This window comes from Arenimonas sp., assembly GCF_035721105.1.
In the GTDB taxonomy this organism is placed as follows: Bacteria; Pseudomonadota; Gammaproteobacteria; order Xanthomonadales; family Xanthomonadaceae; genus Arenimonas.
In genome coordinates this window covers 1-26,695 of sequence record NZ_DASTNG010000077.1, presented here as the reverse complement: position 1 = coordinate 26,695, position 26,695 = coordinate 1, and the positions used below count along the sequence as shown (strand labels likewise).

25 protein-coding genes are annotated in these 26,695 nt (G+C 69.8%); 16 read left to right on the top strand and 9 right to left on the bottom strand.

Annotation, left to right across the window (positions count from 1 at the left end):
* Positions 1-451: 451 nt before the first annotated feature.
* Both VFQ84_RS12570 and VFQ84_RS12565 read right to left on the bottom strand, forming a co-directional pair.
* The gene (locus VFQ84_RS12570; protein ID WP_325131980.1) at positions 452-1,402 is read right to left on the bottom strand and encodes an alpha/beta hydrolase; all 951 of its coding nucleotides are present in this window, start codon (positions 1,400-1,402) and stop codon (positions 452-454) included.
* 59 nt (positions 1,403-1,461) lie between these two features.
* Entirely contained in the window at positions 1,462-2,514 is a 1,053-nt protein-coding gene (locus tag VFQ84_RS12565) for an ornithine cyclodeaminase (RefSeq protein WP_325131979.1), read from the bottom strand.
* A gap of 131 nt (positions 2,515-2,645) precedes the next feature.
* On the opposite strand from VFQ84_RS12565, the gene VFQ84_RS12560 reads away from it, so the two are divergent.
* Positions 2,646-3,065 carry an Lrp/AsnC family transcriptional regulator gene (locus VFQ84_RS12560; protein ID WP_325131978.1) on the top strand — a complete coding sequence of 140 codons (420 nt, stop codon included), beginning with the start codon at positions 2,646-2,648 and terminating at the stop codon, positions 3,063-3,065.
* Positions 3,066-3,128: 63 nt separating this feature from the next.
* Here VFQ84_RS12560 and VFQ84_RS12555 read toward each other — a convergent pair whose 3' ends face one another.
* Positions 3,129-4,496, bottom strand: a complete 1,368-nt coding sequence (locus tag VFQ84_RS12555; protein ID WP_325131977.1) for a M28 family metallopeptidase — start codon at positions 4,494-4,496, stop codon at positions 3,129-3,131.
* A 221-nt stretch (positions 4,497-4,717) separates the two neighbouring features.
* Between VFQ84_RS12555 and VFQ84_RS12550 the strand changes: the two genes are divergently transcribed.
* On the top strand, positions 4,718-5,710 hold the full coding sequence (locus VFQ84_RS12550) for an LLM class flavin-dependent oxidoreductase (protein WP_325131976.1): 993 nt from the start codon (positions 4,718-4,720) through the stop codon (positions 5,708-5,710).
* Complete coding sequence (locus VFQ84_RS12545) at positions 5,707-6,807, top strand: NADH:flavin oxidoreductase/NADH oxidase (RefSeq protein ID WP_325131975.1); 1,101 nt, start codon at positions 5,707-5,709, stop codon at positions 6,805-6,807. The genes VFQ84_RS12550 and VFQ84_RS12545 overlap by 4 nt, the downstream gene beginning before the upstream one ends.
* A gap of 29 nt (positions 6,808-6,836) precedes the next feature.
* Here the strand turns inward: VFQ84_RS12545 and VFQ84_RS12540 are convergent, their stop codons facing one another.
* Genes VFQ84_RS12540 through VFQ84_RS12530 form a run of 3 tightly spaced genes read right to left on the bottom strand, consistent with a single transcriptional unit; the run spans position 6,837 to position 9,959 of the window.
* Positions 6,837-7,541, bottom strand: coding sequence for an ABC transporter ATP-binding protein (locus VFQ84_RS12540; protein WP_325131974.1), 705 nt, complete (start codon positions 7,539-7,541; stop codon positions 6,837-6,839).
* The gene (locus VFQ84_RS12535) at positions 7,534-8,736 is read right to left on the bottom strand and encodes an ABC transporter permease (RefSeq protein WP_325131973.1); all 1,203 of its coding nucleotides are present in this window, start codon (positions 8,734-8,736) and stop codon (positions 7,534-7,536) included. The genes VFQ84_RS12540 and VFQ84_RS12535 overlap by 8 nt, the downstream gene beginning before the upstream one ends.
* 5 nt (positions 8,737-8,741) lie before the next feature.
* On the bottom strand, positions 8,742-9,959 hold the full coding sequence (locus tag VFQ84_RS12530) for an efflux RND transporter periplasmic adaptor subunit (protein WP_325131972.1): 1,218 nt from the start codon (positions 9,957-9,959) through the stop codon (positions 8,742-8,744).
* Between the two features lie 89 nt (positions 9,960-10,048).
* On the opposite strand from VFQ84_RS12530, the gene VFQ84_RS12525 reads away from it, so the two are divergent.
* From VFQ84_RS12525 to ubiB, 6 genes are all read left to right on the top strand, one after another.
* Positions 10,049-10,978, top strand: coding sequence for an alpha/beta fold hydrolase (locus VFQ84_RS12525; RefSeq protein WP_325131971.1), 930 nt, complete (start codon positions 10,049-10,051; stop codon positions 10,976-10,978).
* Between the two features lies 1 nt (position 10,979).
* Positions 10,980-12,650, top strand: coding sequence for an olefin beta-lactone synthetase (oleC, locus tag VFQ84_RS12520; RefSeq protein WP_325131970.1), 1,671 nt, complete (start codon positions 10,980-10,982; stop codon positions 12,648-12,650).
* Positions 12,647-13,657, top strand: a complete 1,011-nt coding sequence (gene oleD / locus VFQ84_RS12515; RefSeq protein WP_325131969.1) for a 2-alkyl-3-oxoalkanoate reductase — start codon at positions 12,647-12,649, stop codon at positions 13,655-13,657. Before oleC ends, oleD begins: the two co-directional genes overlap by 4 nt.
* A 139-nt stretch (positions 13,658-13,796) precedes the next feature.
* Complete coding sequence (locus VFQ84_RS12510; RefSeq protein WP_325131968.1) at positions 13,797-13,952, top strand: DUF1328 domain-containing protein; 156 nt, start codon at positions 13,797-13,799, stop codon at positions 13,950-13,952.
* A gap of 43 nt (positions 13,953-13,995) precedes the next feature.
* Positions 13,996-14,631, top strand: coding sequence for a ubiquinone biosynthesis accessory factor UbiJ (locus tag VFQ84_RS12505; protein WP_325131967.1), 636 nt, complete (start codon positions 13,996-13,998; stop codon positions 14,629-14,631).
* Positions 14,628-16,313 carry a ubiquinone biosynthesis regulatory protein kinase UbiB gene (ubiB, locus tag VFQ84_RS12500; RefSeq protein WP_325131966.1) on the top strand — a complete coding sequence of 562 codons (1,686 nt, stop codon included), beginning with the start codon at positions 14,628-14,630 and terminating at the stop codon, positions 16,311-16,313. Before VFQ84_RS12505 ends, ubiB begins: the two co-directional genes overlap by 4 nt.
* A gap of 55 nt (positions 16,314-16,368) precedes the next feature.
* On the opposite strand, the gene VFQ84_RS12495 is transcribed toward ubiB, so the two are convergent.
* Complete coding sequence (locus VFQ84_RS12495; RefSeq protein ID WP_325131965.1) at positions 16,369-17,910, bottom strand: peptidoglycan DD-metalloendopeptidase family protein; 1,542 nt, start codon at positions 17,908-17,910, stop codon at positions 16,369-16,371.
* Positions 17,911-18,045: 135 nt separating this feature from the next.
* Here VFQ84_RS12495 and VFQ84_RS12490 point away from each other — a divergent pair, with 135 nt between their 5' ends.
* The 7 genes from VFQ84_RS12490 (at position 18,046) to VFQ84_RS12460 (ending at position 23,126) form a co-directional block, all read left to right on the top strand.
* On the top strand, positions 18,046-18,789 hold the full coding sequence (locus tag VFQ84_RS12490) for a pseudouridine synthase (protein WP_325131999.1): 744 nt from the start codon (positions 18,046-18,048) through the stop codon (positions 18,787-18,789).
* Positions 18,790-18,856: 67 nt separating this feature from the next.
* On the top strand, positions 18,857-19,606 hold the full coding sequence (locus tag VFQ84_RS12485) for a hypothetical protein (protein WP_325131964.1): 750 nt from the start codon (positions 18,857-18,859) through the stop codon (positions 19,604-19,606).
* 77 nt (positions 19,607-19,683) lie between these two features.
* Positions 19,684-20,316, top strand: coding sequence for a thymidine kinase (locus VFQ84_RS12480; RefSeq protein ID WP_325131963.1), 633 nt, complete (start codon positions 19,684-19,686; stop codon positions 20,314-20,316).
* Between the two features lie 129 nt (positions 20,317-20,445).
* A complete protein-coding gene (locus tag VFQ84_RS12475; RefSeq protein ID WP_325131962.1) occupies positions 20,446-20,955 on the top strand; it encodes a hypothetical protein in 510 nt (169 codons plus the stop codon).
* A 51-nt stretch (positions 20,956-21,006) separates the two neighbouring features.
* Entirely contained in the window at positions 21,007-21,267 is a 261-nt protein-coding gene (locus tag VFQ84_RS12470) for a hypothetical protein (RefSeq protein ID WP_325131961.1), read from the top strand.
* Positions 21,268-21,308: 41 nt separating this feature from the next.
* Positions 21,309-21,731 carry a hypothetical protein gene (locus VFQ84_RS12465; RefSeq protein ID WP_325131960.1) on the top strand — a complete coding sequence of 141 codons (423 nt, stop codon included), beginning with the start codon at positions 21,309-21,311 and terminating at the stop codon, positions 21,729-21,731.
* Positions 21,732-22,418: 687 nt separating this feature from the next.
* Positions 22,419-23,126: a hypothetical protein gene (locus VFQ84_RS12460; RefSeq protein WP_325131959.1), complete on the top strand. Its 708-nt coding sequence runs from the start codon at positions 22,419-22,421 to the stop codon at positions 23,124-23,126.
* A 93-nt stretch (positions 23,127-23,219) separates the two neighbouring features.
* On the opposite strand, the gene VFQ84_RS12455 is transcribed toward VFQ84_RS12460, so the two are convergent.
* The gene (locus tag VFQ84_RS12455) at positions 23,220-26,030 is read right to left on the bottom strand and encodes a serine/threonine-protein kinase (RefSeq protein WP_325131958.1); all 2,811 of its coding nucleotides are present in this window, start codon (positions 26,028-26,030) and stop codon (positions 23,220-23,222) included.
* A 13-nt stretch (positions 26,031-26,043) separates the two neighbouring features.
* A complete protein-coding gene (locus tag VFQ84_RS12450; RefSeq protein WP_034212732.1) occupies positions 26,044-26,607 on the bottom strand; it encodes an ECF-type sigma factor in 564 nt (187 codons plus the stop codon).
* Between the last annotated feature and the right edge of the window lie 88 nt (positions 26,608-26,695).

The following is a 26,695-nucleotide window of genomic DNA, read 5'->3' as shown; positions in this document are numbered from 1 at the left end:
TTCAGCCTCAGCTGGACGCGCTTTGCCCGAGTGGCGTTTCTGCTCATCGCGTTGCCAGTCTCCTACCTATACGTCGTTACTCGCGAGGAAGCGCTTAGCTCCATTCACGCGAGCGTTCCGCTCATGTGCGCCTCATGCTTGGGCTTCTTCGCGTATCGCTGGTCTAGGATGCGGAGCGACTTCGACGCCGGCAGCCTCACTGAAGCTGACTTTCGCAGAAGCCCACTCTCCGTCTTGTTGGGTCGCCCATTGCATGTGGCGTTTTGGTTCCTACTCACATTGCTTCTGGTGTTCGCACCTGTCGCATGGTGGGCCTATTACAACTGGCCGAGGACCTAACCAATCATTTAAGCCGACGCCTTTGGTGCGGCTTAACTCAAGGTGTTACCTGCCCCATCCCTGATCTCCGCTGCTGGCCGTCAGCGGACCGCCGGGCGGGGAACCATCGTGGCTAGCGGGCCTGACCCAGAAACGCCCGCACCGCCTCCACCGTCGCCACCGGATCTTCTTCGTGCGGCACATGCCCGAGCCCGGGGAACACCACCAGCCGCCCCTGCGGCAGCTCGCGCGCGAAGCGCTCGCCGAACTTCACCGGGATCAGCCGGTCCTTTGCGCCCCACAGGACCAGGGTCGGCTGCCGCACCTCGGCCACCTGCCCTTCGTGCTCGCCTGACTTCATCTGCTTGAAGCGCTCGCCCACCGCGCGGCGGTTGCCGGCGCGCAGGGTGAGTTCGAAGTAGCGGTCGACCAGCGCGTCATCCACGCGCGTCGGGTCGCCGTAGACATCGCGCAGGCTGGCCGCCACCGTGCTGCGCGGCAGGATGCGGGTCAGCAAGGGGGCGAACAGCGGGTTGCGGGCGAGGCGGAAGCCGATCGGGATCGACTCGGGTTCGAAGGCATAGCCGGCGGCGTCCACCAGGATGAGCTGGCTCACGCGCTCGGGGTGGTCGTGGGCGGTCTTCCAGGCGATGTGGCCGCCCAGGGAGTTGCCGGCCAGCACCACGCGCCCAAGCTTGAGCTGGTCCATCAGGTCGACGACGAAGCGGGTATAGGCCTCGATGTCGTAGCGGTCGGCGGGGTCGGGTCCGGTCAGGCCGAAGCCAGGCAGGTCGACGCGAATGACGCGGCGGTCCTTCGCCAGCACCGCCACCCAGCCATCCCAGGTGTGCAGGCTGGCCGAGGTGCCGTGCAGCAGCAGGATCGGCGCGGGGTCGTCGCGCGGGCCCTCGTCGCGCAGATGCACCTGCATGCCGTCGAGGGCGATGAACCGCGAGGGCGGCGGCGCCCACTTCGCCGTCAGCGATTCAACGCTGCGGTCGGGCTCCCACACCGAGGCCAGGGCGATGACGACCAAGGCCAGGACCAGCAGCGCGCTGGTGCGCAGGAACGTGCGGCGTTTCATCGCAAACTGGCCTCGCCTGATCAAGACGAGGCCAGCTTAGCGCGAACGCGGGCGGTGCCTCAGGCGGCCTGCAGCCGCGCGATCGCCGGCGCCGCGGCCAGTTCGCCGAACAGGTCCTTCGGGTCGCGCAGGGCCGGGATCAGGTTCGCCTCGTGTCCCAGGCCCAGCTCCTTGGCGCAGTCGCGCACCAGGCGCAGCGCCGAGTAGTCCTCGAGCGCGAAGCCGACCGAGTCGAACAGCGTCACTTCGGCGGCGGTGCGGCGGCCGGCGGCCTTGAGCGTCAGCACTTCCCACAGCTCGGTCGCCGGGAAGTCGGCCGGCATCTGCTGCAGTTCGCCCTCGATGCGCGACTGCGGGTCGAACTCGACGAACACCGAGGCCATCGCCACGACTTCCGGCGCCAGCTCGGTCTTGCCGGGGCAGTCGCCGCCGACGCCGTTGATGTGCATGCCGGGCTCGATCATTCCCGGGGTCAGGATGTCGGCGTTGGCCTTGTCGGCGGTGACGGTGGTGACGATGTCGGCGCCGCGCACGGCCTGGGCCACGCTGTCGCTGCGCAGCACCCGCAGGGACGGGGCGGCCACGGCCAGGTTGCGAACCAGCTTGTCGGTGGCGGCCTTGTCGACGTCGTACACGCGCACTTCCTCGATGCCCAGCAGGTGGTGGAAGGCCAGCGCCTGGAACTCGCTCTGGGCACCGTTGCCGATCAAGGCCATCGACTTGGCATCCGGGCGCGCGAGCAGCTTGGCGGCCATCACCGAAGTGGCGGCCGTGCGCAGCGCGGTGGTCAGGGTCAGCTCGCTGATCACGGTCGGCATGCCGGTATCCATGTCGGCCAGCACGCCGAAGGCGACCACGGTCGACAGGCCCAGCTTGGTATTGCCCGGGTGGCCGTTGACGTACTTGAAGCTGAATTCCCTGGCGTCCGAGACCGGCATCAGCTCGATCACGCCCAGCTTCGAATGCGCGGCGCTGCGCGGGCTCTTGTCGAACTCGGGCCAGCGGCGGAAGTCGGCTTCCAGGTAGTCCACCAGGCGGCCCAGCAGGTTCGGCAGGCCGTTGGCGGCGACGATGCGGGTGAGGTCCTGGGTGGTGAGCTGGGTCATGGCCATGGGTGGTCTCCGGGAAGGTGGGTCAGTGGTGTCCATTGTCCGGACCCGGGCGGCAGGGCGAAACGGCAGAAATGCCACGTTTTCGCCAGAAACCTGCTAAAACGACAGCATCCATTGCCGGAACGCCAAAAATGGACGATCTCGACCACCGCCTCCTCGCCAAGCTGCGCCACGACGCCCGCGCCCCGGTCGCCGACCTGGCCCAGGCCCTCGGCGTGTCCCGCGGCACCGTCACCAACCGGATGGCCCGGCTCGAGCGCGACGGCGTGATCACCGGCTACACCGTGCGCCTGCGCCCCGATGCGGCGCCGGACGAGATCTGCGCCTGGACCTCGTTGGCGGTCGAAGGCCACCAGCAACGCGTGATCCGCGCCCTGCTCGGCGAGCCGGGCGTCGCCGCTCTGCACGACACCAACGGCCGCTGGGACCTGCTGGCCGAACTGCGCGTGGGCAGCCTGGCCGAGCTCTCGGCCGTGCTCGAACGCATCCGCGGCATCGAAGGCGTCAGCGCCAGCGAAACCAGCGTGCACCTGCAGACCTTGCGAGGCTGAAACGACGTCGGGGCAAGGTTCGGAACCTGGCCCCGCGGTGGCAACGCCAGTCCAGCCGGGACGTCAGTAGCCGCCGAAGCTGCCGGCCGCGCCCGGGAACACCACCGGGCTTTCGGTGCCGTCCTTGGCCACGGCCGCGACGCCGAAGAAGTAGTTGTCGATCACGACGTTGCTGAGCGTGTATTCGCTGACGTCGCCGACCCAGCGGCTGTGCGTCCACTGGGCATCGGTGGTCAGGCGCCAGTAGACCTTGTAGCCGGCCAGGTCCGCGGCCTGCGGGCCGCTGGGGCGGGTCCACTTGAGCGTGGTGTCGGCGCTCACCGCGCCCGAGATCGCCACGTCCGCCGGCGGCGGCGGCGCCCAGGCCATGCCGGCCAGGCTGACGGCGTTGAGCGCGGTGAGCTTGGCGGCGTAGTCGAAGTCGACGCCTTCGATGGTGTCGCCGTAGACGCGGCCGTCCTCGGTGCGCAGGTCCTGGTGCTGGCGGTCGTAATGCTCGTTGGTTTCCATCACGCGCACGGCCGGGTAGCCCAGGTCGTTGAAGGGGCGGTGGTGGCCGCCGCGGCCGAAGCGGTCGAGGCGGTAGACCATCATCACGTCGAGGTTGGGCACGAAGTCGGCCATGCGGTCGATGTAGCGTGCGAGGTTGCGGGTGGGCGAGTCGACCTCGCCGCCGGTGAAGCGGCGCTGGCGGGCTTCCTCCGCCGTCTCGGTGACGCGCGTGCCCTCGGCGAACACCCGCGCCGTGGTGTTGTCGATGACGCCGTTGATGCCCGAGATGTTGCCGATCATGTCGTTGTTGAGCACCGCCTGGAGGCGCCAGCCGTCGCGCTTGGCCTCCTCGGCCAGGAACTTGCCGCCGAACAGGCCCTGCTCTTCGCCGGCGAACGCGGCGTACACGATCGTCGCGGGGAACTGGTATTTCGTCAGTACGCGCGCCGCCTCGAGGGTGCCGGCCACGCCCGAGGCGTTGTCGTTCGCGCCCGGCGAGTCGGACTCGGCATCCATCACGTCGGTGACGCGCGAATCGATGTCGCCGCTCATCAGCACGTAGCGGTTCGGATCGCGACTGCCGCGCTGGATCGCGATCACGCTCACCACGTCCACCGGACCGGGGATGCGCGGCTCGCCCTGCACGGTGCCGCGCACTTCGCGCACCTCCAGGCAGCCGCCGCAGTCGCGCGAAATGCGCTCGAACTCGTCGCGGATCCAGCGCGTGGCCGCGCCGATGCCGCGCTTGGGATCGGTCTGGCTCGACAGGGTGTGGCGGGTGCCGAAGGACACCAGCTTGCGGATGTCGGCTTCGATGCGGTCGGGCGAGGGCGCGGTGCCGATGGCGTACAGCTCCGTCTTCACCGCCGGCGGCGGGGCGGTCTGGGCCAGGGCGGGCAGCGCGGCGAAGCAGGCGAGGGCGATCAGGGTGCGGGGCATGGGCATCTCCGGAGTGACCGGGCAAAGGTACCGCAACCGGCGTTCCCGGCCCGTCAATCCCACGAGAAGGCGGTGCCGCCGCGCCTGGCCCGGTCCCGTGCCGTCCGCGGCGAACCCGTCCGCCGGCCCCGGCCCGCTGGGGCAACACAGCGTGGCGCGGAATGCCTTGCACCCCCCGGCCGGGGCCCCCAAGTTAGAGGCTTGTTCCCGAAGGCCCGCCCATGATCCCGCTCTCCATCCTCGACCTGGCGCCGGTCACCGTCGGCAGCACGCCGGCGCGGACGTTCCAGCATGCGCTCGACCTCGCGCGCGCCGGCGAGCGCCTGGGCTACCGGCGCTACTGGCTGGCCGAACACCACAACATGCCGGGCATCGCCAGCGCCGCCACGGCCGTGCTGGTCGGGCACGTCGCCGGCGGCACGTCGACGATCCGCGTCGGCGCGGGCGGCATCATGCTGCCCAATCATTCGCCGCTGCAGGCGGCCGAGGCCTTCGGCACGCTGGGCACCCTGTTCCCGAACCGGATCGATCTTGGCCTCGGCCGCGCGCCCGGCACCGACCAGGCCGCGGCGCAGGCGCTGCGCCGCTACTACGCCGGCGCCGAGGAATTCCCGGCCGACGTGGTCGAACTGCTGCGCTACTTCGAACCCGCGGTACCCGGCCAGGCCGTGCAGGCCGTGCCGGGCGCCGGCGTCGCGATCGAAGCCTGGATCCTCGGCTCCAGCCTGTTCGGCGCCCGGCTGGCGGCGGCGCTGGGCCTGCCCTATGCCTTCGCCTCGCACTTCGCGCCCGACGCGCTGGACCAGGCGCTGGCGGTCTACCACCGCGAGTTCACGCCGTCGGCGCGGCTGGCCCAGCCGCACGTGATGCTGGCGCTGAACGTGGTGGTGGCCGATACCGACGAAGAGGCCGCGCGCCTGTTCACCACCCAGCAGCAGGCCTTCACCAACCTGCGCCGCGGCCGGCCCGGCCTGGTGCCGCCGCCGCTGGACAGCGGCGCGGCGATCAACGACTACTGCACGCCGGTCGAGAAGCACATGATCGACAGCGCCCTGGCCTGCCGCGCGGTGGGCGCGCCGGCGACGGTGAAGGCGGCGATGCAGGCCTTCGTCGACCGCCATCGTCCCGACGAACTGATCCTGACCGCCAACATCTTCGACCACGCCGCGCGCGTGCGCTCCTTCGAACTCGCCATGGACGCCTGGACCGCATGAGCCTGCCCAAACTCTTCGAACCCCTCGCCGTCGGCGCGCTGTCGCTCGCCAACCGCATCGTCATCGCCCCGATGTGCCAGTACTCGGCGGTGGATGGCCGGATGACCGACTGGCACACGATCCACCTCGGGCAGCTGGCGCTGTCGGGCGCCGGGCTGCTGACGATCGAGGCCACGGCCGTGGTGCCCGAGGGCCGCATTTCCTACGCCGACGTCGGCCTGTGGAACGACGCCACCGAGCAGGCGATGGGCGAGGTGCTGGCCAGCGTGCGCCGCTGGTCGAAGATGCCGATCGCGATCCAGCTCGCGCACGCCGGCCGCAAGGCCTCGACCGACCTGCCCTGGCAGGGCGGCGGCCAGCTGGCGCCCGACCACGCCCACGGCTGGCAGACGGTGGCGCCCTCGGCGCAGCCGTTCAAGGCTAGCCAGCACGCGCCGGTGGCCCTGGATCGCGCCGGCATGGACGCCATCCGCGAGGCCTTCGCCGACGCCGCCCGCCGCGCCGCGCGGCTCGGCATCGACGCGGTGCAGATCCACGCCGCCCACGGCTACCTGCTGCACCAGTTCCTGTCGCCGCTGTCGAACACCCGCGAGGACGACCACGGCGGCTCGCTCGAGAACCGCATGCGCTTCCCGCTGGAAGTCTTCGACGCGGTGCGCGCGGCCTTCCCCGCCGAGCGTCCAGTCAGCGTGCGGCTGTCGGGCACCGACTGGGTGCCCGGCGGCTGGGACATCGAACAGACCGTGGCGTTCTCGAAGGCCCTCGAAGCCCGCGGCTGCAGCGCCATCCACGTTTCCAGCGGCGGCCTGCACCCGGCCCAGGACATCCCGGTCGGTCCGGGCTACCAGGTGCCGCTGGCGCGTGCGGTGAAGCAGGCGGTGGACATCCCGGTCGTCGCCGTCGGCCTGATCACCGACTTCGACCAGGCCGAAGCCATCCTCGCCGCCGGCGACGCCGACCTGGTCGCGATCGCCCGCGGCATCCTCTACGACCCGCGCTGGCCCTGGCACGCGGCCGCCCATCTTGGCGCCAGCGTCACCGCGCCGCCGCAGTACCTGCGTTCGCAGCCGCGCGAATTTCCCAACCTGTTGAAGTAAGCGCGACGCACGCTGGCCGCGCCGCCGCCTCAGCCGTCCGACGCGAGCCGGCCGTCCTCGAGCAGCAGCGTGCGGTCGCACTGCTCCGACAGGCGCGGGTCGTGGGTCACCAGCAGCACCGCGCAGCCGAATTTTTCGTTGAAGCGGCGGAACAGCGCGAACACCTCGGCCGCCGACTTGCTGTCGAGGTTGCCGGTGGGCTCATCGGCCAGCAGCAGCGCGGGGCGCGTGATGAGCGCGCGCGCCACGGCCACGCGCTGCTGCTGGCCGCCGGAGAGCTGGTCGGGCTTGCGGTGCTCGAGGCCGGACAGGCCGACTTCCGCCAGCAGCGCGCGGCCGCGGTCGAGCTGCTCGGCGGTCGGCTTGCCGGTCGCCACCATCAGCGGCATCAGCACGTTCTCCAGCGCCGTGAAGGCCTGGATCAGGTGGTGGAACTGGAACACGAAGCCGATCGCGCTGCCGCGCAGTGCGGTGCGGCCGGTGTCGTCCATGGCGCGGGTGGGCTTGCCCAGCAGGAACAGTTCGCCGCCGGTGGGGCGATCGAGCAGTCCGATCACGTTGAGCAGGGTGCTCTTGCCCGAGCCCGACGCGCCCACCAGCGCCGCGAAGTCGCTGCGCTGCAGCCGCAGGTCCAGGCCATGCAGCACCTCCACCTCGGTCGGCTTGCCGACGTTGTAGCTCTTCTTCAGGCCCTCGAGCCGCAGAACTTCCTGGCCGGCGTCGTGCTCAGACATGGCGGATCGCCTCCACCGGGTCCAGGCCCGACGCGCGCCGCGCGGGGATCGCCGCCGACACGATGCCGGTCACCGTGGCCACCGCAGCCGCCGCCACCAGCAGCCACGGACTGACCGGGATGTAGAAGAGCTTGGGCCCGAAGGTGTTGAACGCGCCCACCAGCCCGTAGCCCGCCAGCCCGCCGATCACCGAGCCGGCCGCGCCGAACACCGCGCCCTGCAGCAGGAACACCTGCAGCATCTGCCGGCGGGTGGTGCCCATCGCCCGCAGGATGCCGATCTCGCGCGTGCGCTGCACCACGCTCACCGACAGCACGCTGGCGATGCCCAGCGCCACGCTCAGCGCCACGAACACGCTGATCATCTGCGTCGACAGGCTCTGCGAGCGCAGCGCGTTCATCAGCTGGGCATTGGTTTCCATCCAGCTTTCCGACTTCAGGCCGGTCAGGCGCCCGATGCGCGCCGCCACCTCGCGGGCGGCGAAGATGTCCTGCACGGTCACGTCGATGACGGTGGCCGCGCCCGGCAGGTCCAGCAGCGACTGCGCCTGCTTCATGTCCAGGTACACGTAGCGCGAGTCCAGCTCGCGCACGCCCAGCTCGAAGATGCCGGCCACGTTGAGCACGGTCTCGCGGCCCTGGCCGCCGTCGAGCCGCAGCTTGTCGCCGACCCGGATGCCCAGGTCGGTCGCCAACTGCTTGCCGATCACGGTGTCGCCGGCGCCGATGCGGAACACGCCGTCGATGATGTCGTCCTGGATCGGGATGATGCGCTGGTAGCGCGCGGCGTCGATGCCGACCAGCGCCACCGATTCCAGCGCCTCGCCGCGCCGGGCGAAGGCCGGGCCCGAGATCACCGGCGACACCGCGGTCACCTGCGGCAGGGTGTCGAGCACGTCGCGCACCTGCTGCCAGTTGTTGATCGAGCGCAGGCGCTGGGCGCGCTTGTTCTCCAGCACCAGCTGCACGGTGCCGTCGGCGGGCGAGAGGATGCGGTTGGTTTCCTCGGTCGGCTGCACCCGGATGTGCGCCTGGGTGCCCAGCGTGCGGTTGATGATGTTGCCCTGCAGGCCGGTGATCAGCGCGGTCAGGAATACGATCACGGCCACGCCCACGGCGATGCCGACCAGGATCAGCGTGCTCTGCGCCTTGCCTTCGCGCAGGAACTTGGTGGCGATGGTCCACTCGATCCACATGGGCGTCAGTCGAACTTGGCCGGCAGTTCTTTGCTGGTCGCGGGATCGGCGCCGGCGGCGGGCAGGGCGGTTTCCGCCACCCGCACCCGATCGCCTTCGGCCACCGGTGCGGCGGCGTCGGCCAGGATCCAGTCGCCGGCGGCCACGCCGTCGGTGACCTCGGTCATGGCCAGGCCGCGCAGGCCCAGCGTCACCGCGCGGCGCGTGGCGCGGCCATCCACCACCTGCCACAGTTCGGCGCGATCCCCGTTGACCGCGGCCAGCGCATCGTTGGGCACCACGACGGCCTGTTCGCGCCGGCCGGTTTCGACGTTCACCGACACGGTCATGTCCTGGCGCAGGAAATCGGGCGCCGGCGACACCGTCAGCCGGATGTCGACCGAGCCCCGCTGCGGGTCGACGCTGGGCGCGATGAAGCTGAGCCGGGCCGGGAACGGTCGCGACGGATAGGCGTCGGCGACGCAGGTCGCGGACTGGCCCAGCGCCAGCACTTCCAGGTTCTTCTCGTCCAGCGGCACCAGGATCTCGGTGTCGCCGGTGCGCGCGATCTCGAACAGGATGCGGCCGGGCTGCACCAGGTCGCCGGGTTCGGCGTTGCGGGTCAGCACCGTGCCGGCGACCTCGGCCCGCAGGGTGGTCTTGGCCAGCTGGGCGCGGGCGGTTTCCAGCCGGGCCCGGGCGCTCGCCTCGGCCGGGTTGCCCGCGGCCAGCGCGCTGGCGGCCAGGCGCGCCTGCTCGGCGGCGGAGCGGGCGGCCGTCTCGGCCTGCAGCGCCTGCTCCAGGGCTTCGCGGGCGATCAGCTGGCGGGCGAACAGGTCGCGCCGGCGGCTGGCCTCGCGGCTGGCCTGGGCCAAGCGGGCCTCGGCCTCGCGCAGCGCGGCCTGGGCCTGCGGACGGGTGGACTGCTGCAGCTGGGACAGCGCGGCCTCGGCCTCGCGCACGGCGGCGGCCAGGTCATCGGCGCGCAGCACCGCCAGCACGTCGCCGGGCTGCACCACGTCGCCCTCCTTCACCCGTCGCTCGAGCACCACGCCCGTGACCGGGCTGCCGACCTGGGCCCGCGACACCGCCGCCACGCGACCAGTCGCGACCACGGTCTGCACCAGCGGCCGGGCGGTGACCTCGTAGCCGTCCAGCACCGGCCCGCGCAGCGCCTGCACTCCGGTCCAGGCCACGGCCAGGACGGCCAGCACGAGGGCGGTGAGGACGAGGGGGCGCTTCATGGGGGACTCCGGGGCTGGGGCTGGGGGGAGGATAGCGATTGCTTCGTGAGGGTGCTGGCGGAAAGCGGGGTCGCGTAGAATCCGGGGGTATGGACCAGACCAATCTCAGCGCCGAACAGGCCCGCGTGCTCGCCAAGGGGCCGTTCCCGGACTACCCCTTCATCCCCAAGGCCTTCGTGCATCCGAACGGGCTGACCCAGTCCTACCTCGACGAGGGCGAGGGCGACCCGGTCATCATGCTGCACGGCAATCCGTCCTGGTCCTACTACTGGCGCCACCTGGTGCTGGGCCTGCGCGAGGACTACCGCTGCATCGTGCCCGACCACATCGGCATGGGCCTGTCCGACAAGCCCGACGACAAGGCCTACAGCTACACCCTGCGCAGCCGCATCCAGGACCTGGACCGCCTGCTCACCCACCTGGGCGTCGGCGACGATCTCACCCTGGCGGTGCACGACTGGGGCGGCATGATCGGCTTCGGCTGGGCGCTCAAGCACGGCGCCCGCATCAAGCGCCTGGTCATCCTCAACACCGCGTCCTTCCCGCTGCCGGCCAGCAAGCCCCTGCCCTGGCAGCTCAAGCTGGGCCGCGACTACAACCTCGGCGCGCTGGCCATCCGCGGCTTCAACGCCTTCGCCGCCGGCGCCACCCGCCAGGGCGTGGTGCGCAAAATGCCGGACGACGTGCTCAAGGCCTACGAGGCGCCCTACGACAGCTGGAAGAACCGCATCTCGACCCTGCGCTTCGTGCAGGACATCCCGCTGGCGCCGGGCGACCGCGCCTGGGACGTGGTGGAAGAGGCCGGCAAGCGCCTGGCGTCCTATGCCGACCGGCCGGCCTACCTGGGCTGGGGCCTGCAGGACTTCGTGTTCGACCATCATTTCCTGAAGGGCTTCGAGCAGGCGCTGCCGCGCGCCGAGAAGCAGGTCTACGAGGACGCCGGCCACTACGTGCTCGAAGACAAGCACGAGCTGCTGGTGCCGCGCATCCGCGACTTCCTCGACCGCAACCTGCTGTGAGATGACGGCGGCCTGCAACATCGCCGCCGCGCTGCCGCGGCTGGCGGCCGAGGCGCCTGACCGCATCGCGATGCGCTGCCCGGGCCGCCGGGGTCCCGGCGGCTTCGCCCGCCACGACCTGACGCTGAGCTACCGCGACCTGGACCAGCGTTCGGATGCGATCGCCGCCGGCCTGGCCAGGCGCGGCATCGGCCGCGGCACCCGCGCGGTGGTGATGGTGCGGCCCTCGCCCGAATTCTTCCTGCTGATGTTCGCGCTGTTCAAGGCCGGCGCCGTGCCGGTGCTGGTGGACCCGGGCATCGACAAGCGCGCCCTGAAGCAGTGCCTGGACGAAGCCCGACCCGAGGCCTTCATCGGCATCCCGCTGGCGCAGTTCGCGCGCGTGCTGCTGCGCTGGGCGCCCTCGGCGCGCACGCGCATCACCGTGGGCCGGCGCTGGGGCTGGGGCGGGGCCACCCTCGCCGAAGTCGAAGCCGCGGGCGCCGGCGCGGGCCCGCAGCTGGCCGCCACCGACGGCGAGGACGTGGCTGCGATCCTGTTCACCTCCGGCTCCACCGGCGTGCCCAAGGGCGTGGTGTACCGCCACCGTCATTTCGTCGCGCAGATCGACCTGCTGCGCGAGGCCTTTGGCATCCAGCCCGGCGGCGTCGACATGCCGACCTTCCCGCCGTTCGCGCTGTTCGATCCGGCGCTGGGCCTGAGCTCGATCATTCCCGACATGGACCCCACGCGGCCGGCCCGGGCCAACCCGCGCAAGCTGCTGCATGCGATCAAGGCCTTCGGTGTCGACCAGCTGTTCGGTTCGCCGGCGCTGATGAAGGTGCTGGCCGACCACGGCGAGAGGCTCGACGGCCTGCGCCGCGTCACCTCGGCCGGCGCGCCGGTGCCGGCCGACGTGGTGGCGCGCATCCGCGCGCTGCTGCCGGAGGACGCCCAGTTCTGGACGCCCTACGGCGCCACCGAATGCCTGCCGGTCGCCGTGATCGAGGGCCGCGAACTCGAGGCCACCCGCGAGGCCACCGAGCAGGGCGCCGGCACCTGCGTCGGGCGCCCGGTGGCGCCGAACGAAGTGCGCATCATCGCCATCACCGACGAGGCCATCGCCGACTGGTCGCAGGCCCGGGTGCTCGATGCCGAGGCGATCGGCGAGATCACCGTCGCCGGCCCCACCGCCACCGACGAATACTTCAATCGTCCGCAGGCCACCGCGCTGGCCAAGATCGCCGAAGCGCTGCCCGATGGCGGCTCCCGCGTGGTGCACCGCATGGGCGACCTGGGCCGCTTCGACGCGCAGGGCCGGCTGTGGTTCTGCGGCCGCAAGTCGCACCGCGTGCGCACCGCCCTGGGCAACCTCTACACCGAACAGGTCGAGCCGGTGTTCAACACCCATCCGGAGGTGGCGCGCACCGCCCTGGTCGGCGTGGGTGACGGCGGCGACCAGCGGCCGGTGCTGTGCGTGGAGATGGCGCCGCATCTGCCGATGTCCGAGCACGAGCGCGTGCTCGACGAACTGTATCGGCTCGGCATGGGCTTCGTGCACACCGCGCGCATCCACGATTTCCTGATCCACCCGGGCTTCCCGGTCGACATCCGCCACAACGCCAAGATCGGCCGCGAACAGCTGGCGGCTTGGGCCGCGAAGCAACCGCGCGTGCCGCGGAGGAACGCATGAAGGTGCTCGTGACCGGCGGCGCCGGCTTCCTGGGCCAGGCCCTGTGCCGGGCGCTACAGGCCGAGGGCCACGAGGTCACCAGCTTCCAGCGCAGCCATTCGCCCGCGCTCGCGGCGATGGGCGTGGCCCAGCTGCGCGGTGACCTCGCCGACGCGGCGGCGGTGCGGGCGGCCTTCGCGGGCCAAGAGGCGATCTTCCACAACGCCGCCAAGGCCGGGGCCTGGGGCAGCGTCGAGAGTTATTTCAGCGCCAACGTCACCGGTACCCGCAACGTGCTTTCGGCGATGCGCGCGCACGGCATCGGCCGCCTGGTGTACACCTCCACGCCCAGCGTCACCCACAGCGGGCGCACGCCGGTGGAGGGCGGCAACGAGGCGGACACGCCCTACGGCCAGCACTTCAAGGCGCCGTACCCGGCCACCAAACTGGTGGCCGAGAAAGAAGTGCTGGCGGCCAACGACGCCATGCTCGCCACCGTCGCGCTGCGTCCGCGCCTGATCTGGGGCCCGGGCGACACCCAGCTGCTGCCGCGCCTGGTCGAGCGCGCCAACGCGGGCCGGCTGCGCTTCATCGGCGGCGGCCACAACCGCATGGACACCACCTACATCGACAACGCCGCACAGGCGCACCTCGATGCCTTCCATGCGCTGGCGCCGGGCGCGGCCTGCGCCGGCAAGGCCTACTTCATCTCCAACGGCGAACCGCGGCCGGTGCGCCAGATCGTCAACGACATGCTGGCGGCCGCGGGCGTGGCGCCGGTCACCGGCAGCGTGCCCTATCCGCTGGCCTACGCCGCCGGCGCGGTGCTCGAGGCGGCATGGATCCTGCTGCGCCGCGACGGCGAGCCGCCGATGACGCGCTTCCTGGCCGAGCAGCTGTCGACGCCGCACTGGTACGACATCTCCGCGGCGCGGCGCGACTTCGGCTACGTGCCGCGCGTCCCGACCGCCGAAGGCCTGGCGCGGCTGGCGGCGTGGTGGCGCGACGGGGCCCGCGCGCCGGGCTGATCGAAAACCGGCGAGGGCGCGAAAACGCCAACCTAAACCGCGCCTGACCCCGATCCGGGGTTTAACGAGCGGGTCAGGCAGTGGGGGCTAGGGTCGGGTGGCCCATCAGAGGCATCCCCCCAATAACAGGAGAGCAACCATGCTCCATTACGCGCTGATCTTCCTCGTGGTCGCCATCATTGCGGCCGTCCTCGGTTTCGGCGGCCTGGCCGGCATGGCCGCGACCATCGCCAAGGTCCTGTTCGTCATCTTCCTGGTCCTGGCGGTCGTGTCCTTCCTCAAGAAGGCGACCTGACGATCCATCCCCGGGCATCACGCCGGATGGCTAGAATGGCGGCATGACGCCTGCCGCCTCCCCCTTCGAAGCCCTCAAGCCCCTGGCCGGTCGCGCGCTGGAACTGGCGCTCAACCGGCTGGTGGCCCTCGATCCCGACACCGCCGGGGCGCTGGAGCGCCTCGGCGGTCGTCGCATCGGGCTGGCGCTGGAAGCGCCGCCGGTGGCGCTGGACATCAAGGTGCACGAGGGCCAGCTGCAGGTGGGTCCGCCCACCGACGAGCCCGACCTGGGCATCCGCGCCACGCTGTCCGGCGTGCTGTCGCAGCTGCCCTTCCTGCGCGCCAGCGGTGCCCCGCCGGTGGGCAAGGTGCGCATCAATGGCGACGCCGACCTGGCGCGCACGCTGCAGCACCTCGCGCAGCGCTTCGACCCCGACTTCGAAAAGCCTTTCGCCGACCTGCTCGGTCCGGTGATCGGCCCGCAGGTGGCGCGCGTGCTGGGCGAGGCGCTCAAGGCCGGCGGTGACTTCGCGCGCGGCTTCAGCCGCGATGCCGTCGACTACCTCACCGAGGAATCCCGCGACCTGGTCGGCAAGGCCGAACTGGCCGCGTTCCACGACGACGTCGACGACCTGCGCGACCGCGCCGAGCGCTTGCTGGCGCGCTTCGCCCGCCTCGACGCGGGGCAGCGCGCATGAGTGCGGTCGGCCTGGTGCGCGGCGGCTCGCGCGGCGTCACCGCGATGCTGCGCGCGGCGGGCATCGCCCGCGTGCTGCTGCGGCACCGGCTGGACGACTTCCTGCGCGACACCGCCTTCCGCCGCTGGCTGTGGCTGCTGCGGCCGATCACGCCCGCGCGCGGCGAGGCCGACCTGCCGCGCGGCCAGCGCCTGCGCCACGCGCTGCAGGAGCTGGGCCCGATCTTCGTCAAGTTCGGCCAGGTGCTGTCGACCCGCCGCGACCTGCTGCCGCCCGACATCGCCGAGGAACTCACGCTGCTGCAGGACCGGGTCGCGCCCTTCCCGGGCGAGGCGGCGCGGGCCCTGGTCGAAGCCGCGCTGGGCCGGCCGGTGTCGGAGGTCTACGCCGAGTTCGACCTGACGCCGCTGGCCTCGGCCTCGATCGCCCAGGTGCACGCGGCGCGCTTCCACGACGGCCGCGAGGTCGTGGTGAAGGTGCTGCGCCCCGACATCCGCAAGCGCATCGAGGCCGATATCGACCTGCTGCGCACGCTGGCCAGCCTGGCCGACCGCCACCATCCCAACGCCGAGAAATTGCGCGCGCAGGAAGTGGTGTCGGAAATCGAAGCGACGCTGTTCGCCGAACTGGACCTGCAGCGCGAAGGCGCCAATGCCAGCCAGATGCGCCGCACCTGGCTGGGCAGCGAGGACCTGTACGTGCCCGAGGTGTTCTGGGACTACAGCACCGAGACCGTGCTGACCATGGAGCGCGTGCGCGGCATCCCGTCCGACGACGTCGCCGCGCTCGACGCCGCCGGCATCGACCGCAAGGCGCTGGCGGCCAAGGGCGTGCGCGTGTTCTACACCCAGGTCTTCCGCGACAACTTCTTCCACGCCGATGCCCACGCCGGGAACATCTGGGTGGACGCCACGCGCCAGGCCAACCCGCGTTTCATCGCCATCGACTACGGCATCGTCGGCCAGCTCGACCGCCGCGACCAGTACTACCTGGCCGAGAACTTCATGGCGATCTTCCAGCGCGACTACCGCCGCATCGCCGAGCTGCACATCGAGGCTGGCTGGATGCCTTCGCACATCCGCGTCGACGAGCTCGAGGCCGCCACCCGCGCCGTGTGCGAGCCCTACTTCACCCGGCCGCTGAGCGAGATCTCGCTGGGCGAGGTGCTGGTGAAGCTGTTCAAGACCGCCCAGCGCTACGAGCTCACGCTCCAGCCCCAGCTCATCCTGCTCCAGAAGACCCTGCTCAACATCGAGGGCGTCGGCCGCCTGCTCGACCCCAAGCTCGACATCTGGGCCGAAGCGCGCCCGGTGCTGGAGAAGATCCTGCGCGAGCGCTACAGCCCGGCCACGCTGGGCGCCGAGTTCCGCAAGCGCCTGCCCGAGCTGATCACCCACGCGCCGGACATGCCGCGGCTGCTGCACGACTTCCTGGCCCAGCAGGTGCGCGGCCAGCACAGCATCAACATGCGCAGCGAAGACCTCGCGGAGCTCGCGCGCATCTCCCGTGCCGGCCAGCGGCAGACCGTGTACGCCATCCTGGGCACAGGCCTGATGGTGGTCGCCGCGGTGCTGGTCGGCCTCGAGGCGGGCGGTCCGCGCCTGCTCGGCATTCCCGCCGCCGCGGGCATCGCCGGGCTCGGCGCCTTCGGCGCCTTCCTCGCGGCCTGGCCGCGGCGCTGAGGTCGGGCCAGGCCTGGCGAGGGATGCCCGGCGTGGCCGGGCACCGCGTCGTGGTTCAGGGGCAGCCGAGCCCGCGGGTGGTGTTGAGCTTGTCCAGCTGAAGGATCTGCGTGCCGCTCTCGCCGGCCAGTTCGACGGTGGCGCGCTTGCAGGATTCGAAGATCAGCTTCGCCGTGCCCCAGGCCCGCCCCGACGGTGTCGGGAAGGTCTGGAAGCCGCCGCCTTCGACCACGTACATCGTCACCGTCACCGGCTGGTTCCAGGCGAAGGCCGGCGTGCCCGGATCGAAGTCGCCATAGAGCCACTGCTGTTCGCCGTCGTTGTGGAAGCCGTAGAAATACAGCAGGAACCGGCTGTCGTTGACCATGTCCAGGTTGAAGCCCTGGCCGGGTGTGCCGGTGTTGTACCAGCTGCCCGACAGGTCGGTGGGGAAGGCCGTGGCCACCGTCGGGGCGCTGGAGGCGACCTGGAAACTGTGGCGCGTGGCCTGGCCTTCGTACGTCGCCTCGAAGGCCCACAGACCCAGCGGCGCGTTCGCCGGCAGCTGCAGGTTCCAGTACCACCAGGCGCCGGAGTAGGTGGTCGCGGCGGTCTGGCTCCAGTTCGCGAACACGCTGCCGTCCGGCCGCAGCACGCGGTACTGCGTGCTGGTGCCCGCCACCTGGTCGCGGTACCCGGCCATGACGCTGAAGCTGTCGCCGGGCACGAAGGTGTTCTTGAAGTTCGGCGTGTCCACCGTGCCCGGGCAGCTGGCCATCTGCGGCGGCGCACCGTGGGTGGATAGGCGGTTGATGCGCGGATCCCGGTACGGCCGGGTCTCGGCGTAGGTGATGCTGGGATTGGCGTTGCAGGCGCCGGCATGCGGTTCGATGACGGCGGCGCCGACGCTGTTGCTGGCGCGGAACTCCAGGTGCAGGTGCGGGCCGGTGGAGACGCCCGAACTGCCGACCTTGCCCAGCGGCGTGCCGGCCGGGATCGGTGCGCCGATCGGCAGCGGCGTGACCGAGCCGTTCTTCATGTGCAGGTAGCGCGCCACCGAACCGTCGGCGTGCTGGATGACGACGTAATTGGGCGTATCGGGCGCGTTGAAGGAGCACGAGCGGTCATCGTTGCCGTCGCCCTTGGCCACCAGCGTGCCGGGCGCCGCCGCCAGGATGTCCACCGCGCCGGCGTCCATCAGCGTCCACGGGAAGGGCCAGATGAAGTAGTCGATGCCGCGGTGGTTGTAGCCGGACGCGTTGTCGTAGCTGCGGTTGCTGCAGGTGTAATCGAGCACCTGGTTCGGGAACGCGGCGTTGAGGTCGACGAAGTTGGAGATGCCGTGCCACTGGGTGCCGGCGCCGTTGACCGGGCCGAGGGGCCAGCCCATGCCGCTGACCGCCTGGGTGGCCGGCGCCACGCGCTTGCCGCTGCGCTGCAGGGTGATGATGTTCTCGTTCACTTCGTCCACCAACCGGCGGTCGAGCTCGGGCGAGACCTGGTCGGCCATCTGGTTGGCGGTGACGTGGCCTCCGCCATCGGGCGGACGCGCCGCGCCGGCGCTGGCCAGCAACAGGCCGGCGAGGCCGGCGAACAGGCAAGGCGTGGTCGTCTTCATGCGCATCCCCTGGCGTGCAGGCGCCCAGCCTACGCCAGGGCCCCGAGGGCTTCCACCGCGCGCAGCGGGCCCGCCCGCGCGGCGCCCGCCGGGGCAGGGCTGCCACGGCCATGCGAGAATCGCGCCCCCGCCCGTCTGGATCTTGCCCCCGTGACGCTCGCGTTATCCGTCCTCCACGCCGACGAGCAGCTCGCGGTGGTCAACAAGCCTGCCGGCCTGATGGTGCACGACAGCGCCCTGGCCCGCGGCGAAACCGACTTCGCCGCCGACCGCCTGCGCGAGCAGTTCGGCCGGCCCGTCTTCCTCGTGCACCGGCTCGACCGCGCCACCAGCGGCTGCCTGCTGCTGGCCTTCGACCGTGAAAGCGCCTCGGCCCTGGGCAAGTCGCTGATGTCGCAGGCCTTCGAGAAGGACTACCTGGCCGTGTGCCGCGGCTGGCCCGAGCCGGCCGAAGGCGTCATCGACCACCCGCTGGACGGCGGCCCCGGCAAGCCGCAGAAGAAGCCGGCGGTGACCGACTACGCCTTGCTGGCCCGCGCCGAGCTCGACATTCCCAGCGCGCAGCACCCGACCTCGCGCTACGCGCTGCTGCGCTGCACGCCGCGCACCGGCCGGTTCCGCCAGATCCGCCGTCACCTCAAGCATCTCCATCATCACCTGATCGGTGATTCCAGCCACGGCGACGGCCGCCACAACCAGGCCTTCCGCATGATGGGCGTGCACCGCATGCTCCTTCACGCGCACCGGCTGTCCTTCCCGCACCCCGTGGACGGCCGCCGCGTGACGGCCGTTGCCGGCGGCGATGCCGAGTGGCAGCGGGCGATGGACCGGCTGGGCTGGTCCGATGTCATGGATTCCCCCTTGCCGCCGTCTGTGTGACTTGCGGCCGATGCGCGGTCGCGCGTCTTCACCTACCTTGCCCCTTCACGCTGTCCTGGAGCCCCGAATGAAAGCCGCACCCGCCCTGCTGTTCGCCCTTGCCCTCGCGGCCGCCGCGCCGATGCCGGAGGCCGTCGCGCAGGACGCCGCGTCCGTCGACGAGCTGGTGACGAGCTCGGATGCCTTCCTTTCCGCGCATCCGGACCTGCGTTTCCGGCTGTCGGGCCTGCGCCAGTACCGCGAAGGCAACTTCGAAAAGGCCTTCGTGCTGTTCAAGCGCGCCGCGCGCTACGCCGACAAGCCCTCGCAGGGCATGGTCGCCGAGATGCTGTGGAAGGGCGAAGGCGTGCCGATGGACCGCCCCGCCGCCTACATCTGGATGGACCTGGCCGCCGAGCGCGGCTACAAGCAGATGCTGCTGCGCCGCGAAACCTTCTGGAACGACCTGAGCGAGGCCGAGCGCGAGCAGGCGCTGGCGATCGGTGACGACCTGTTCCTGGAGTACGCCGACAAGTACGCCAAGCCGCGCGCCGAACAGAAGATGCGCCTGGCCAAGCGCCAGGTCACCGGCAGCCGCACCGGTTTCACCGGTGCGCTGACCATCGTCATCCCGACCCCGGGCGGCTCGCGCACCATCGACGGCAGCACCTATTACGACGAGAAGTACTGGGAGCCGCGCCGCTACTGGCAAACGCAGGACCAGGACTGGAAGGGCCCGCCGACCGGCACCGTCTCGATCGGCGAGCTGCAGTCCGGCGACCTCAGCGCGCCGCCGTCGGATGACGCCGAAGGCGAAGAGGACGACAGCCCGCGCTGAGCCCCCGCGCGCGGCCCCTTGGCCAAGGGGCCGCGCGAGCAGCGATAATGGCGTTCCGCACGCTTCGGAACGCCGCCTTGGCCAAGCTCTACTTCTACTACTCGGCGATGAACGCCGGCAAGACCACGACGCTGCTGCAAAGCGCGCACAACTACCACGAGCGCGGCATGCGCACGCTGATCCTGACGCCGCGGCTGGACGACCGCTTCGGCGAGGGCGTGGTGGCCTCGCGCATCGGGCTCAAGGCCCGCGGCACCATCTTCGGCCGCGACGACGACCTGCTGGCCATGGTGCGTGCCGACATCGAAGCGCGTGGCCCGCTCCATTGCGTCCTGGTGGACGAGGCGCAGTTCCTGTCGAAGAACCAGGTCTGGCAGGTCACCGAGATCGTCGACCGCCTGAACGTGCCGGTGCTGGCCTACGGCCTGCGCACCGATTTCCGCGGCGAGCTGTTCGAAGGCAGCCAGTACCTGCTGGCCTGGGCCGACAACCTGGTCGAGATCAAGACCATCTGCCACACCGGCCGCAAGGCGACGATGGTGCTGCGCGTGGACGAACACGGCCGCGCCTTGTCCGACGGCCCGCAGGTCGAGATCGGCGGCAACGAGCGCTACGTCTCCGTCAGCCGCGGCGAGTTCAAGAAAGTGATGGCCGGCGAAGGCGTGATCGACCTGCAGCAGCCGCAGTTGCCCCTGGCGGGCGGCGAGTAACCGAGGCCCGCGGCCGCCTTTGTCGCGGCCCGCGGGTCCTCGGCCGCGCCAGCGTCCGATGCGAGGATCCATGGCACACTCCCGGCGAAGGCTTGCCTCGCAGGAGCGCCCAGCGGCATGAGGATAGGGATGGCAGCGCTGCTGCTTGCAGGTGTCGCGGGATGCGCTTCCGTGGGGCCGATGGATGGCGATGCGGACCCATCGGAGTTGGCGTCCTCTCTCCAGGCGCACGATCAGTGTTTCGCCGCGTGGCAGTCGCAACTCGACGCGTGGGTCGCCCGCAACGGGGGCTTTCGGCCCGGCCTGGCCGCCAACAGGTCCGCAATTGCCAACGATGCCGATACGACGCTGTCGGCGATGATCCGGGCGGGGTGGGCGAACCAGGGCGACGCCTTGGAGGGTCGGGTCGACCGGGATGCGCGTTTGGAAATTGCGGGTGCGTTCGACCGTGCGATTCCCGATGCCATCCCGGAACTTTGCCGGTCATTCGTGTGGATGCCTGTGTTGATCCTGAACTCGTCCGGGCTATTCATGGCCGGCGCGCGAGACGACTTGCTGGCCCAGGCGCCGCCGGACGTCCGCGAAGATGACGCCAGGTTCGTGAATTGGTTTTTCTTCGAATTGCTCAGGCGTCCTTGAAATGTCCGTCCTAGCGGATGTTTTGCTCAGTCGCGTACGGAGGGCAGTGGAATGAACGCTTGGCCCCAGGTGGTTTTTGCGCTGGCACTCTTTTTCTTCGGTGTCATGGCAATGTTTTCCGGTAAGGTTTCCGTTGGCGACGAGGACCGGACTGACGATGGTCGGACCTTGTCGCGCGTAACGGCCAAGCTTTACGGGGTAGCACTCTGCGTTGCCGGCGTATTCGCCTATTCTTCCATGGCCCATGGCGCACTGCTTTTCGTCGTGGCAACGGCCCTGGCCGCGATTTTCAGCGCCGGCAGGGCAGACTGATCCGAGGTTGGCGCGACCCTTAACCACTCTTTGGAATCCGAATGAAGCGATTTCTTCCCCTTCTGGTCATTTCGATTGCAGGCTGCGCCACTCGACCCGCTCAGCCACCGGAGTCCGCGTTGGCAACCAGTATTTGCCTGGTCTCGGAATCGAAGGACGAATTCATCGGCAAGCGGATCAAGGTGGCGGCGCTTCTGAATACCGACCACATGCATTACGCCTTTCTGAAGGACCCTGCTTGTGGCTCCGGGAGCATCCTGGAGCTTGGGCGCATGGATGGCGTTCCCGAGTACGAGCGGCTTGAGTCGGGATGGCTGGAAGAATGTGCGCAAAGGGGATCGCAGGGCTTGTGCGTTGTTTCGAAGCCCGTCGTGGTCGTTGGCTCGGTTCGGCGTGGCGACGAGGGCTGCCTGGTGCTGGACATCATCCACATCAGCAATGAAATGTTTTCGAGGTCTAATTGATGTCGAATCGACTGGCAGCGACAGTTTTGCGTCGCTGCTCTACGGTCTATTTTCAGTCCTTCGTCAGGCTCACTGAGCAGCGGTGCAAGGAATATGTGTCTTCGGCAATAGATGGATGTAAGTCAAAGGCGCGCGTGGACGCTCTTGATCTCTTGGTCCATTCGCGAGAGCAGCTACGAACAGAATCGGCGTCATGCGGCGATTGCCTGGTTCCCCCGAACAGCTCACCATCAAGCGCGGAAGACGTTGAGCCCGGCACAATCGCGGTGGTTATCGCGATAGGGTCTCGCTTGCTTGAATAGCCTGTAACCACCGTGGCAGGCAGCTGCGCCGCGCGGCCAGTTCAAAAGGCTGAGCTCTTCGTTGCAAGTCGCCAGCGCCGTGGCAGGCCCACGGGTGGCACATGCAGGCAATGCGGTTGAGAATGCGATGGGGGCTAAGGCGGCGTCGGTTTTGGGCGATGTTGCTGGTTCAGCCGTAGGTGAAGGAGCGGCGGCTTGCCTCATTGTTGCTGGGTCATTTGCAGTTGACTCCGCGGCTCGTGTGGAAGCTGCTGTGGGGCAAGCAGCTTCCCAACTGAGCGATGCAATGCAGAAAGAGAAGCAGAGAATGATCGATGAAATTAATCCAAACACGGGCAAATGAAATGAGCGGGATAAGCAAGATACCTAGCCTCCTGTATTTGGCGTGCGTTTTCCTTCCCCTGCTGCTTTTTTATTGGCTGTTCCTTACGTTGATTCGTGGACCGCAGGCGACCGAACTTCAAGTCATTCTCGTTTCGGTTGGATTGGCTCTCGTTACGACGCTTGGATATTTCGTGATGCGAGCAGCTGTTCTCGTTTCGGTGAAGTGCAAAGAGAAATAGAAATCCTCCCCCTTGGGACGCAGGCCATGGGTTGGAGCCATCAGACATTACAGACCATCATCCATCTGATCAGAATCCAGCGTATGGTGATGATAAAGAGTGGTACCGAAAGGAGGATTGAAATGGCCGCGCCAGGTTCTTTTTCGTTGCCCCTGTTTATCGCTGTGAGCCAGCTTTTGATTGGAGGAATGTCGCAAGAGGGTGACGCGTTGAAATTGCTGCGTCATTTGAAAGAGGAGGCAACTGCACCGTACATTTTTAGGACGCAGATCCCTGGCTTGGTAAAAAAAAGCGACCTCCCAAGTCTTGTTGCTCTGCTCTCTTCAACGGAAAAATGTATGCCTGTGGCGCTCGAAGTTAGCTCAGTAATTCGCTTGGAATCTACTGTCGGGGACGAGGCAGCCTTCATGATCGAAGGCTTCCGCGAAGGCAGATACCCGCCAGGACTAAATTCCCGGGCGTACTCTGTCAAGGAAAAGGCGGAGTTGCGCCAATGGGTTCTGGATTTGGAGCAGGTGAGCGGTGGCTGATGTCTTACCACTTCCTTGAATCGCCCCAGCCTTCATAGACAACCACTGGCCAGAGTGTCCTGGCGACATCGGCTGAAGCTCAGCCGTTGCCAATCAGCCCCGCCCACACCCCGCCGCCAGCTCCGCGATTTCGTCGGCCAAGCGCTGCCGCTCGGGCTGGCCGTCGCCGGCTTCGATGAGCATTTGCTGGCGCAGTTCGCGGCCGTCGCCGCTGCGGCCCTGGCGACAGTAGAGGCGGGCCTGAAGGGCGCCGATGCGCCAGTCCCAGGCGTCGGCCGGGGCGTTGCGGGGGCGCGGCAGGTCGCGCAGGTGGGTGAGTGCGGCCTCGGCGCCGGGCAGGTTGCCGACATCGATCAGGAGTTGCGTGCGGGCCAGGGCGACCGGCAGTTGCTCTTCGCTGCCGGCCGGCACGCCTGCGGCGAGCAGGCGCTGGTCGGCTGACGCCAGCAGCGACAGCGCCGCCTCCGAATTGCCGCGATCCATCGCCACCCGCGCCAGCAGCAGGTCGGCGCGCGCGGCCAGCACCGGGTCGCCGGACAGGGCCAGCTGCTGGCATTCCAGCGCCAGCAGTTCGGCGCCGTCGGGCTGGCCCAGCGCCAGCCTCACCTGGGCCAGGTCGCACAGCACCGACGAGCGCGGGCCCAGGTCGTTGCCGCGTCGCCGCAGCTGCAGGCTGCGCTGGAAAGCATCCTGCGCCTGCGCCAGTCGTCCCTGTTCCCAGGACAGCCGGCCGAGCTGCTGCCACGAGGCCGCCACTTCCGGGTGCTCGGGCCCGAAGCGCGCCACCAGCCGCTCGTGCGCGGTGCGCAGCAGGCGTTCGGCTTCCTCGAGCTTGCCGTTGCGGACCAACAGCTCGCCCAGCGGCCGCTGCACGCCGGTGCTGGCCGGATGGCCGGGTCCGAAGCGGGTGAGCGCGATTTCCATCGCCTGGCGATAGGACGACTCGCTTTCGACCGGATCGCCGATGGCCAGGTGCAGGCTGCCCAGCTCACGCCAGATCTCCACGCCCAGAGCATTGCGGTCGCCGCCGCTTTCGCGCAGCAGCGACAGCGCCGAGCGCAAGGCGAGGATGGCTTCGGCGTAGCGGCCCTCGTCCGCCAGCAGGCCGGCCAGGTCGGCCTGGCTTTCGGCCTGCAGGGCTTTTGAATCCGGGCCTTCGCGCAGCGCCAGCGCCTGCCCGAACAGGTCGCGGGCGACGTCGCGGCCGCCCAGTCGGCGGTGGCAGCGGCCCAGCTGCGACAGGAATTCCGACACTTCGCGCGGCTGCCGCGCCGACTGCTGCTGGCTGACCGGCAGCCAGGGCAGCAGCGCACGCACGCAAACCTCGGGCTGGCCCAGCGCGCGCAGGCTGCGGCCGCGCATCGCCGCGGCCTCGATGCCCAGCCGCGCCGGCGCCTCGCCGGCCAGGCTGGCCAGCACCTGCGACTGCCGGTCCAGCAGCTCCAGCGCCTGGCGGTCGTCGCCCAGCCCCTGGCGCAGGCGCACCACCAGTCCCAGCAGCTCGGCGCGCGCCTGCGGCTGGCCCAGCAGCTCGGTGTCGGCGCGGCGCACGCCGGCGTCGAGCAGCGTGCGCACGTCCAGCCCGGCGCCGTTGCCGGCCTGGTCGGTGTTTTCGAACAGCGCCACCACGAAATCCTGCATCGCCTGCGCGCGCTCGGCCTCGACGATGGCCCGCTGCGCCTGCCAGGTCACGAAGCCCAGCGCCGCCAGCAGCAGGCCGCCGACGATCAGCGCCGCCACCAGCGCCACTGAATTGCGGCCGATGAACTTCGCCGTGCGATAGCCCAGGCTCTGCGGCCGCGCCAGCACCGGCTTGCCGCCGAGATGCCGGCGCAGGTCCTGGGCCAGCGCCTCGACCGAGACGTAGCGGTCCTCCGGCGCCTTGGCCAGGGCCTTGAGCAGGATGTTGTCGAGGTCGCCCGACAGCTCCCCCGCCACCCGACGCGCGTTCGGCGCGCTGGCCTCGCGCGCCAGCTTCAGCGCCGCGGCCGAGGGCCGCACCGCATCGCCGGTCAGGATGGCCTCTTCGAACGCGGCGTCGGTGGCGCGCGCCGGGTCGTAGGGTTTGCGGCCCACCAGCATCTCGTACAGCACCACGCCCAACGAGTACACGTCGGTCATGGTGGTGATGACGCCGTTGCGCAGCTGCTCGGGCGCGGCGTAGTGCAGGGTGAAGGCGCGCGTGCCGGTGCCGGTGATCTCGGTGTCGCCGTTGGCCGATTCATCAAGCAGCTTGGCGATGCCGAAATCGAGCAGGCAGACCTCGCCGGCCGAGGTCACCAGGATGTTCGAGGGCTTGAGGTCGCGATGCACCACCAGGTTGGCGTGCGCGTGGCTGACCGCGGCGCACACCTGCAGGAACAGCCGCAGCCGCGCCTCGGTCGACAGCGACAGCTTGCGCGCGTAGTCGGTGATCGCCTCGCCCTGCACATAGTCCAGCGCCAGGTAGGGCTGGCCGTCGCTGCTGACGCCGGCGTCGAGCAGGCGCGCGATGTGGGCATGGCCCAGCCGCGCCAGGATCTGCCGTTCGCGGGTGAAGCGGGTGCGCAGGCCGGCGTCGCCCAGGCCCGGGCGCAGCAGCTTCAGGGCGACGCGGCGGTCGTAGAGGCCGTCGGCGCGCAGCGCCAGCCAGACCTGGCCCATGCCGCCTTCGCCCAGCGGGCGCTCGAGCTTGTAAGGGCCGATCTTCTGCCCGGGCTGCGGCGAGAACACGGCCGCGTCCACCACCGACTGCGACAGGAAGTCCGGGCGTTCGTCCTCGAGCGCCATCAGCCGCTGCAGTTCGCTGCCCAGGCAGGGGTCGGCGGCGGTGATCTCGGCGAGGCGGTGGTGGCGGAGGCCGGGTTCGAGTTCCAGCAGCTCGTCGAGCAGCGCCGACAGCGTGGTCCAGCGCTCGGTGTCCACGGGTCGCCCGGGCTCAGCCCTGCAGGGCGGCCAGCAGGAACATGCGGGCCTTCTGCCAGTCGCGGCGCACGCTGCGCTCCGAGCGCTTGAGCAGGCCGGCGATCTCGGTCTCGGACAAGCCGGCGAAATAGCGCATCTCCACCACCTGGGCCAGGCGGGGGTCGAGGTCGTGCAGTTTGTTCAGCGCCACGTCCAGGCCCAGCATGTCCTCGTCCAGGCGCATGCCGCCGCCGGCGTCCTCGGGCAGGTCGGTGACGCGGTGCAGGTCGCCGCCGCGCTTCACGGCCATGCGCTGGCGGGCGTAGTCGACCACCACCGAGCGCATGGCGCTGGCGGCGTAGGCGAAGAAGTGGGCGCGGTCCTCGAACTCGGCCTCGGCGCGGCCGGCCAGCTTGAGGTAGGCCTCGTGCACCAGGGCCGTGGTGTCCAGCGTGTGGCCGTGCTGCTGGCCGCCCAGCTGGCGCCGGGCCATGCCGTGCAGCTCGCGGTAGAGCGTGGCCAGCACCCGGTCGAGCGCCGACTTGTCGCCGCCGCGCGCGGCACTGAGCCACTGGGTGATGTCTGCCGTTTCGTTCATGGTTCCCCGGGATCCCGTCTGCGCGGGATGGGGACACTATAGCCAATCGGGGACGGAAAGGCTTCGCGCCTGAAGGCGCTCCTACAAA